General features: G+C 34.3%; 9 protein-coding genes. 7 read left to right on the top strand and 2 right to left on the bottom strand.

The window, feature by feature from the left end:
* The first annotated feature begins 145 nt into the window (after positions 1 to 145).
* The 7 genes from rpoN to HGC4_RS13360 all read left to right on the top strand — a co-directional run bounded on the left by rpoN (position 146) and on the right by HGC4_RS13360 (position 7,011).
* On the top strand, positions 146 to 1,603 hold the full coding sequence (rpoN, locus tag HGC4_RS13390) for an RNA polymerase factor sigma-54 (protein WP_050710648.1): 1,458 nt from the start codon (positions 146 to 148) through the stop codon (positions 1,601 to 1,603).
* Between the two features lie 291 nt (positions 1,604 to 1,894).
* The gene (locus HGC4_RS13385) at positions 1,895 to 2,338 is read left to right on the top strand and encodes a hypothetical protein (RefSeq protein WP_157258298.1); all 444 of its coding nucleotides are present in this window, start codon (positions 1,895 to 1,897) and stop codon (positions 2,336 to 2,338) included.
* A 105-nt stretch (positions 2,339 to 2,443) separates the two neighbouring features.
* The gene (purE, locus tag HGC4_RS13380; protein ID WP_050710646.1) at positions 2,444 to 2,950 is read left to right on the top strand and encodes a 5-(carboxyamino)imidazole ribonucleotide mutase; all 507 of its coding nucleotides are present in this window, start codon (positions 2,444 to 2,446) and stop codon (positions 2,948 to 2,950) included.
* Positions 2,951 to 3,062: 112 nt separating this feature from the next.
* Positions 3,063 to 3,668, top strand: a complete 606-nt coding sequence (locus HGC4_RS13375) for an SIS domain-containing protein (RefSeq protein ID WP_050710645.1) — start codon at positions 3,063 to 3,065, stop codon at positions 3,666 to 3,668.
* Between the two features lie 62 nt (positions 3,669 to 3,730).
* On the top strand, positions 3,731 to 4,672 hold the full coding sequence (locus HGC4_RS13370; RefSeq protein WP_050710644.1) for a glycosyltransferase family 2 protein: 942 nt from the start codon (positions 3,731 to 3,733) through the stop codon (positions 4,670 to 4,672).
* Between the two features lie 123 nt (positions 4,673 to 4,795).
* Complete coding sequence (locus HGC4_RS13365; protein WP_050710643.1) at positions 4,796 to 5,893, top strand: carbohydrate-binding family 9-like protein; 1,098 nt, start codon at positions 4,796 to 4,798, stop codon at positions 5,891 to 5,893.
* Between the two features lie 32 nt (positions 5,894 to 5,925).
* Positions 5,926 to 7,011: a family 10 glycosylhydrolase gene (locus HGC4_RS13360; RefSeq protein ID WP_242047174.1), complete on the top strand. Its 1,086-nt coding sequence runs from the start codon at positions 5,926 to 5,928 to the stop codon at positions 7,009 to 7,011.
* 91 nt (positions 7,012 to 7,102) lie between these two features.
* On the opposite strand, the gene HGC4_RS13355 is transcribed toward HGC4_RS13360, so the two are convergent.
* Positions 7,103 to 8,095, bottom strand: a complete 993-nt coding sequence (locus tag HGC4_RS13355) for a glycosyltransferase family 2 protein (protein WP_242047173.1) — start codon at positions 8,093 to 8,095, stop codon at positions 7,103 to 7,105.
* 115 nt (positions 8,096 to 8,210) lie between these two features.
* Positions 8,211 to 9,083 carry an alpha-1,2-fucosyltransferase gene (locus HGC4_RS13350; RefSeq protein WP_050710640.1) on the bottom strand — a complete coding sequence of 291 codons (873 nt, stop codon included), beginning with the start codon at positions 9,081 to 9,083 and terminating at the stop codon, positions 8,211 to 8,213.
* Between the last annotated feature and the right edge of the window lie 293 nt (positions 9,084 to 9,376).

Below are 9,376 nucleotides of genomic sequence, written 5' to 3'. Positions count from 1 at the left end.
AATTTTCCTTATTGTATGTTTTACACAAAAAGAAGAAGTTCAATATTCCTCTACTGATAAATAAAACGGAGTTGTTTGGTTAATTATGAGAGGATACAAAAGTATTTATTATTTTTGTGTATAATATTTATCCGATAAAAATAATATGGCTCTCAAACAGCAATTACAACAAAAGCAACAACAGCGTTTATCTCCTTTGCAAATGCAGGTGATAAAGCTAACCGAATTGCCTAATGTGGAGTTGGAGGAGAGGATCAAGCAAGAGTTGGTTGATAATCCGGCTTTAGATGAAGGGCGCGAGGACTCGGACGACCCTCAGGATATAGCTGATGATATTAATTATGATGAATCGGATAGTATAACTCAGGAAGATATTGCTTTAGGCGATTATTTGACCGAAGACGATATTCCCGATTACCGTTTAAATAATTATAGTTCGGAAACAATAGCAAGGGAAGATATACCCTTTTCATCCGCAGAATCGTTGCATGAATCGCTGATAGAACAATTGCATTTGACCGAATTGGATGAGCAGTCGGCAAAGGTTGCAGAATATATAATAGGCAATATCGATGAAAATGGATATCTTGACAGACCTTTGACTGCTATTTCTGATGATTTACTATTTCAGCAAAATTTAGATATACCATCTGATCAAATAAAGAAGATATTGGGAGTCATTCAAGATTTTGAACCTGCCGGTATTGGTGCTACCGATTTGCAAGAATGTTTATTATTGCAACTAAAGCGAATGAATGAATCGGATTTGGTTGAAAAGGCAATGCTTGTTATCGAAAAGTATTTTGATGACTTTTCGAAAAGACATTTTGATAAAATTGAAAAGGCATTAAATATAGATGAAGAGGTTTTAAAGCAAATTATTCATCTTATAGTGACCTTAAATCCCAAACCCGGAAATAATTGGGGTGATGCTCTTTCTTTGACGATGAATACGATTATTCCCGATTTTATCGTTGAAGCTTATAATGGAGAATTATTTCTAAGTCTCAATAATCGTAATATTCCCGAACTTAAAGTGAATAGAGATTATTCGGAAATGCTAAGAGGATATACCGAAAATAAAAAAGGTATGACTAATGAGGCAAAGAATGCAGCTCTATTCGTAAAACAAAAGTTAGATTCTGCCCGTTGGTTTATTGATGCAATCAAACAAAGACAAGAAACGTTGCAACGTACTATGCAAGCAATTGTAGATCTTCAATACGATTTTTTTCTTACCGGAGACGAATCGAGTTTGAGACCTATGATTTTGAAAGATGTAGCAGAACTGGCAGGATATGATATTTCGACGATATCGAGAGTGAGTAATAGTAAATATGTACAAACCAATTTTGGAGTTTATCCGTTGAAATATTTTTTCTCTGAATCGATGCAGAATGATGCAGGGGAGGAAATTTCATCAAGAGAGGTAAAGGCTATTTTAAGGGAATGTATAGAGAATGAAGATACAAAGAAACCTTTGACTGATGATAAGCTTACAGATATTTTGAAGGAAAAGGGATATGTGATAGCAAGACGAACGGTTGCAAAATATCGCGAACAAATGAATATTCCGGTGGCAAGACTTCGGAAAAATATATAAGGTCTATGACCTTTTATTGTTTTGGTAAGTGCAAATAACCATAGTTGATTGTTAATAAATACAACATTAATAGTTGAAATTACGTAGATTATGTGGAGAATAGGACAAAATATAGCGAAATTATTTTCAGCAATTTTTTCACCATTGCTGATGCCATTTTATAGCTTAGCTTTATTGGCTGTGTATACAAGTTTTTATCATCTGTATGCCGGACAGGTTCTTCGGTTTTTGATACCAACTTTACTTTTTACTCTCTTTATTCCATCTCTTTTTATTTTCGTCCTAAAGAAAATGAGATATATAAGAGACTACAGTTTAGATTATGCCCCTGACAGAACCTTGCCTTATATGATATTTATTATTTCAAATATCAGTTTGACCTTGTTCTTTTATAACTCTCATGTATCTTATTGGGTGCTTGGCTTGGTTGCCTCCTCTGTCTTTGTTGCCTTTGTGGGAATGATTCTTAATTTCTTCTGGAAGGTAAGTGCTCATATGTTAGGTATGGGTGGATTGTTGGGAGGTGTGCTTTCTGTTTGTTTTAATGTGAATGGATCCAATCCAATGGTGTTGTTTGCCATCTTGTTTTTATTGGCAGGAATATTAGGGGTTTGCAGATTGTATCTTCGAGCTAATTCTGCTGCTCAGGTATATACTGGTTTTATTATTGGATTTGTTTTGGCATATGCTTCCGTTTTTGTAGGATTATTGCTTACGCTCACCTCTTTTAAATAAGAGTAGATGCCTTTTACATATTTAGAAAGGGTGTGAGAAATAGTTGAAGATTACTTTATTCAGAATATAGTTTATTTAATTTTAATATATAATATAGCTTAGTATATGAAACCACTTGTCGCAATTATTATGGGAAGTACTTCGGATCTTCCGGTAATGGAAAAAGCTGCTAAATTTTTCGATGAAATGGAAATCCCATTCGAGATAAATGCTTTGTCAGCACATCGTACACCTCAGGAAGTTGAATTGTTTGCAAAGAATGCAAGAGAAAAAGGAATCAAGGTAATAATTGCTGCTGCTGGTATGGCTGCTCATTTACCTGGTGTAATAGCATCGATGACTACACTTCCCGTTATTGGAGTGCCGATCAATTCATCGTTAGACGGACTAGATGCCCTTTTGGCTATTGTGCAAATGCCTCCCGGAATACCTGTTGCTACTGTAGGTATAAATGGTTCGTTGAATGCTGCAATTCTTGCTCTACAAATTATGTCAACAGATAATGCTGATCTCCAACAAAAGTTGGTAGGTTATAAAGAAAATCTGAAAACAAAGATTGTACAAGCAAACGAAGAGTTGTCTGCAATTAAATATAAATTCAAAACAAACTAAGATACCAGATATATTGATACTGCCTCTGTAAGTATAGCAGCAATTGCCTGTTATGGTTCGAGGCAGTATTAAAGTATAACTAAATAATACATCGGAGTACAGAATCGAGACTATGGGTATAGATGATATAAAATCAATTTTACAAAAAGAAGCGGATGCCATTCTTAATATTCCGGTAACAGAAGCTTATAATAAAGCAACAGATCTAATAATAGAGCATGTTCATCGGAAAAAAGGGAAATTAGTAACTAGTGGTATGGGTAAGGCTGGGCAGATAGCGCAGAATATAGCCACTACTTTTTGCTCTACGGGAACTCCCGCTATTTTCCTTCATCCTAGTGAAGCTCAACATGGAGATTTGGGAGTACTTCAGGAAGATGATATTATTTTAATGATTTCCAATTCCGGTAAAACTCGAGAAATCATCGAACTCATCGGTTTAGCAAGACATTTGAATCCGAATATTCAATTTATCGTAATAACCAGCGATCCCGAAAGTGTATTGGCAAAAGAAGCAGATGTTTGTTTGTTGACTGGCAATCCTGCTGAGGTTTGCAAATTGGGTCTTACTCCTACTACTTCTACTACAATGATGACTGTAATAGGTGATATCTTGGTAGTTGATACAATGGGTAAAATTGGGTTTAATGCAGCTGATTATGCGAAACGGCATCATGGAGGCTATCTTGGTGATAAGTCACGCAACCTGAGTAAGTGAAGTTTCCAGACCTTTTTATAGTTTGGTAACTATGCAATAAATACTTTAAAATACACAATCCGATGAAAGTATCTGTTTTAATTCCCATGTATAATGCTGAGAAATATATTTCGGCAACTATTGAGAATGTATTGAAACAGACATGGTCTGATTTAGAAATTATTATTGTAGATGACGGTTCCACCGATAATAGCTATACCCTAGCCAAGCAATACGAATCAGAAAAGGTTCATGTTTATAAGCAAATAAATAAAGGTGCTAGTGCAGCACGAAACCTTGCTTTTGAAAAATCGACAGGCGAGTTGATCCAGTATCTTGATGCTGATGATTTTTTGTCTTTCAATAAAATTGAAGCACAAGTACAACTTTATACGAAAATAAACGATAAAGACGCAATTATTGCATCGGGTATACTTTTGTTTGATGGTGATGTGATGGAAACAATTTGTATTCCCCATCGGCAAATGTCTACCAGTTACTATAATAAGCCTGTTGATCTGTTGATTGATATTTGTCTTGAAAAATATATAGTGCAGTCCAGTATCTGGTTTGTACATAGAGATTTACTGACTAGAGTAGGAGGGTGGAATGAGCAACTTACTTTGAATGACGATGGTGAATATTTCTTTCGAGTAGTCGGACAGTCATCAGGAGTTTACTTCTGTTCTAAAGGAGCAGTTTTTTATCGGAATACTCCCCAAAGTTTAAGTAAGCAAGTTTCTCAAAAAGCGATAGAATCGCAACTATTGGCAACTAAAGTTATGACTCAGGTCGTAACTGGACTAGAGAATAGTAAAAGAGCTAGAGCTGCTTGTGTGAATTTCTATATGCAATACATTACTCGCTTTCATAGTGACTATTATAATGAATGCGCAACCAAAGAAATAAGAAGACTTGGATTTAATATTAATACCTTCAAGAAGGATAAACTATATAAAGTAGCTTATTCTATTCTTGGTCAAAAGTTAATTAAGAAATTATCAAAAATATATCATAGAGGGTAATGCTGATCATGTATTGAATGTTTTTCATATACAGTAAGCTTATCCTTTATTATGCTAACCAAACCAGTAACTAGGTCTGAGACCTTAATTATGGGCAATATGCCCGATTAAATTTATTTATACATGAAGAAACACTATTTTACAACCCTGTTAATTGGGGTGGTTGGGTGTATTCCATCTCTTTTTGCGCAAACAGCTGCATTTAAGGGTTTGGAGCATCTTTTTACACTACCAGAAAGTTACGTAGTTGGATACACCAGCACAGCTCCAATTATTGATGGTAATATCAATGATCAAGTTTGGAATAATGCTCAATGGACAGGTTCTTTCCAAGATATTGAAGGAGATCTTAAGCCAAAACCATATTACGATACAAAAGTAAAAATGCTTTGGGATAGCACTTATCTCTATATTGCAGCAGATATGGTAGACGAAAATGTTTGGGCATATCTGACCGAGAGAGATCAGGTTGTGTTTTTTGATAATGACTTCGAGGTTTTTATTAACCCAGTAAATACTTCACATCAGTATTTCGAATACGAGATTAATGCGTTGAATACGGTATTTGATCTGTTTTTACCGAAACCATATCGCAGTGGGTCGGGTGCGCTCATCTCATGGGATAGCAATCGATTGAAACATGGTGTTCATATATATGGTTCTCTAAATGATCCGAGTGATAAAGATAAAGGTTGGACGGTTGAACTAGCAATTCCTTTTGCTGATATTACTGTTGCAAATACTACGAATATTCCGAAGGATGGGGATATTTGGCGATTAAACTTTTCTCGCGTTCAGTGGGAAACCGAAGTTTCGGGTAATAAGTATGTAAAAAAACGTGATGCGAACAATAAAACCCTTCCTGAAAATAATTGGGTATGGTCTCCACAGGGTATTATTGATATGCATGCTCCCGAAAGATGGGGATATCTTCAGTTTTCGACAAATAAAGCAGGAGCAAAATTACCTGAATTTGTTTTGCCTTACTCCGAGTTGCAAAGGCAATATTTATGGCTTGTTTATTATAAACAGCGTGAATATAGAAATACCAAGGGTGTATTTGCTAAGAATCTAAAAGAACTGGGTATTCCTCAGGTTGTTTCTATTGAAGGAAAGCAAAATAAGCTATCGATGGAATCGACGTCTTCTCAGTTTAATGCGACGATATCGGGTACAGATTCAAAAGAAATAAGAATTAATAATGAAGGGCTTGTAAATTAATAGCCAAGTTTAATAAATATAGAAAAATACCAATGATGAAGAACAGAGATTATAAATTCTTTTTAGTTTGCCTTATGGCATTACTTTTTGCTTTTCCCTCTCAGATATTTGGGAAAGATGTGAAGGAGGAACAGTCTGAAACGCAAAAGACTCATAAATTTTGGGTTTGGTTAAATCCAGATGACAAGGATACGGACAAGGAACTTGCTGTCAGATATAAAAAATACTATGATGCCGGCATAAAAGGGATCTTTTTTGAAGCAGATAATGAGCGCCATTTTAAAATAGCAAAAGCTCAGGGACTCGAAACTCATCGATGGATGTGGATTATGAACAGAGGTGAGCAATATTTGAAAGATAATCATCCGGATTGGTATGCGATTAATCGTAAAGGTGAATCTTGCTTCGATCAACCACCTTATGTTGATTATTACAGATGGCTTTGCCCTTCTCGTCCAGAAGTTGTAGAATACTTAAAAAATGACGTTGAGAAGGCACTTTCTAAAGATTATGTGGATGGAATTCATTTGGACTATATCCGTTATAGTGATGTAATACTAGCAGTAAATTTGTGGCAAGTGTATGGTATTGTGCAAACACAGGAACTTCCTCAATACGATTATTGCTATTGTGATGTATGCAAAAAGAAATTCCAAGAAAAATATGGTGAAAGTATCGATTCTATCGAATATCCACAGGAAAGTTTGTCGTGGAAAAAATTCAGATACGATGCTGTTACAAATGTAGTGAATGAATTGACCAAGGTTGCTAAAAGTCACGATAAGGCAATTACTGCCGCAGTATTTCCAACACCTGATGTTGCGAAAAGATTGGTGAGACAAGATTGGACAAATTGGGATTTAACAGCGATTTATCCGATGATTTATCATGGTTTCTATAAAGAAAAAACGGCATGGATTGGTACTGCTGTTCAAGAAGGGTTAAAAGGTCTTAATGGTCGTTTTCCTCTTTATGCTGGATTATTTGTTCCCGATTTTAAAGATAAAGACGATTTGCGTGATGGTATCAGATATGCTTTAGATAATGGAGCTGCTGGTGTTTCTATTTTCGGACAAGTTGATGATGAAATGTTAGCTCTTTTGAAAGAATTCAATTAAGCGTGTTTTTTTTCTGAGGAAATATATAAGGTGTGTAATATGAATAATATTGCACACTTTTTTTGTAAATGATAGAAGCTTATATAAAAGTCTACAACTTAGTTTTCTTTCTTAAAAATAAGAGAAGCTTAAAAGTTCTGGATAGAATAGGTAATTTGTAAGAAGAGAATTTGGGATTGAAAATTTTCTTGTAATTTTTCTGTGATACGCAAAGTACAATCCACCTACTCCATAAAAATGAAATAAGTGCCGCTTCGTTGTATCTTTGGAAATCTCGATTTGCAGTTATTATTTTTTGAAACCAAGAATCAAGTTCATTATAATTATGAAAGGCTTCTTTCTTTATTGCAGATTTTGAATCGAATTGTAAGAATGTTACTTTATGCAGATATAATTCTTTTTCCGATGGTTGTAAATTGATGTTGTTTAGTTCTCTGCAAATTATTCGATCTTTAATTTCTTCTTGCTTTTCCGCATTAATTACCGATACGTTGCTGCTGTGCCAGCGATATCGTAATAAGAAATTGCTAATGTTAGCAACTTTATGCTTATTGGCAATTCTGCACCAAAGTTCATAATCTTCGGCATGTTTAAAATTTGAATCAAAATAGTTGTTTTTTAATATCTCACTCCTAATTGTTATGCTAGGGTGTATAAAGGGAACCGAGAACAGTAAATTTATTTGTAAATAATCATTTGTTTGAAGATTCAGAATTTTTCCTGTCTCTACATTATTCTTATCGATTATTTTGGCATCTGAACCACAGAGTGCATATTCTCTATTTTTCTCCAAAAATGCGATTTGAATTCTAAATCGATCCTTTTCTGCGATATCATCCGCATCCATTCGGGCGATGTATTCTCCGTTACAAAGATCTATTCCCCTGTTCAAGGTTGCTATTAAGCCTATATTTTGATCATTTTTGTAGTACCTAAGTCGCGTATGTGTGTAAGATTCAATAATATTTTCGCTACAGTCCACTGAGCCGTCGTTAATTATGATTAATTCCCAGTCAGTATAGTTCTGATTGATTATACTGTCAATAGCTTCCCGCAGATATTTTTCTGCGTTAAAAACGGGCATTATGACTGACAACTTTATCATCTATTGTTACTGTGCAGATTTATTATTCCTTTTAATCTTGACTCTTTTTGTTTATCCAGATATTTACAAATATACTAAAAAGGTTTACCGTACTTTATAGAGTAATCCATTCTTTAGGTAAAAATCCATCAGGATATTTTCCGTTGTCTCCTTTGTACCATTTGTTGGGCGCTATTACCAATTTATTTGGATTGTCGTTCAGCCATGCTCCCCACCAACTGAAAGAACTGTTTGCAATAATGTTGTGTTTACATATGCTCATCAATTGCATGTCTATATAGCTATTCTCATTTTTGTTCCAGTCAATAAACTGGTGATTGAATTCTGATAGATCTAAATTTTCTTTAACCCAATCAATACCATCCGAAAAAATGAAGAAGTAAGGGTTGCTTATCTGAGAAGCTATGTGTTCGATGGCTTTCTTGTAATACGATATATCTAAAATAGGCAGGTTCGAATTTGAATTTGAGTAATCTCCACGTCTTATATGGATGGATACGGACGTATTCTGCTCTATTACGCTCCGAATTTCATCGTTTTGCTCTTTTAAGGGAGCTTTGAATGTGAAATCTATTCTTAATTGCTTAGAGATACCTTTAAAATAGTTTTCATTCTGAAAATAACCGAAAAGTGTCGTATTCTCCGATAGATCATCAAAATGAGAATCATAATATTGTGCCTTTTCATCCCGAAATATTCCAATATTATTAAGGAAGGTGCGTCCAAGACTGCTTGATTTTAAAAATCCGAATCCTTTTACCACTATTTTGTTGAGGACGGACTTTTTTATAGGCGCTTTGATGTTGAAAACAGTAAGCTCATAGTTTCTAATAGTTGCTTTTGTTTTCTTGTTAAGTATGTATAAATCAATATGTAAGTCTGTCCTGTGGCGAAGAGATAAAGCTCTTCCCGCAGCATATTCAAACATCTGATTACCTAATCCACCGGAAAGAATGAGTGTGATCATTTAGTAGTTCTTTTCTTCATTTATATTCAAAGATAAAAAGAATTTAGCATAAAAATAACTTCAATTTTTAGACACTATTTTATATAGAGTTTTACCAATGATTTTGGTTTGTCTGAGATTATTTCTAATATTATTTAGAGTTGTTTTTGTGTATAGTTAACATCAATGTGTTTCATTTGTATATTTATGATGTCTATATATTTCAAATTCTAAGTTAGGTTTATTATTGTATAAATATTTTCTTTTTTGAATATTAAATGTCAATTTTTTTTTATAAAAAAAACTATTCTAGA

The sequence above is a fragment of the Dysgonomonas sp. HGC4 genome (genome assembly GCF_001261715.1).
Lineage (GTDB): Bacteria > Bacteroidota > Bacteroidia > Bacteroidales > Dysgonomonadaceae > Dysgonomonas_A.
This window is presented reverse-complemented; position numbering and strand designations above follow the sequence as displayed.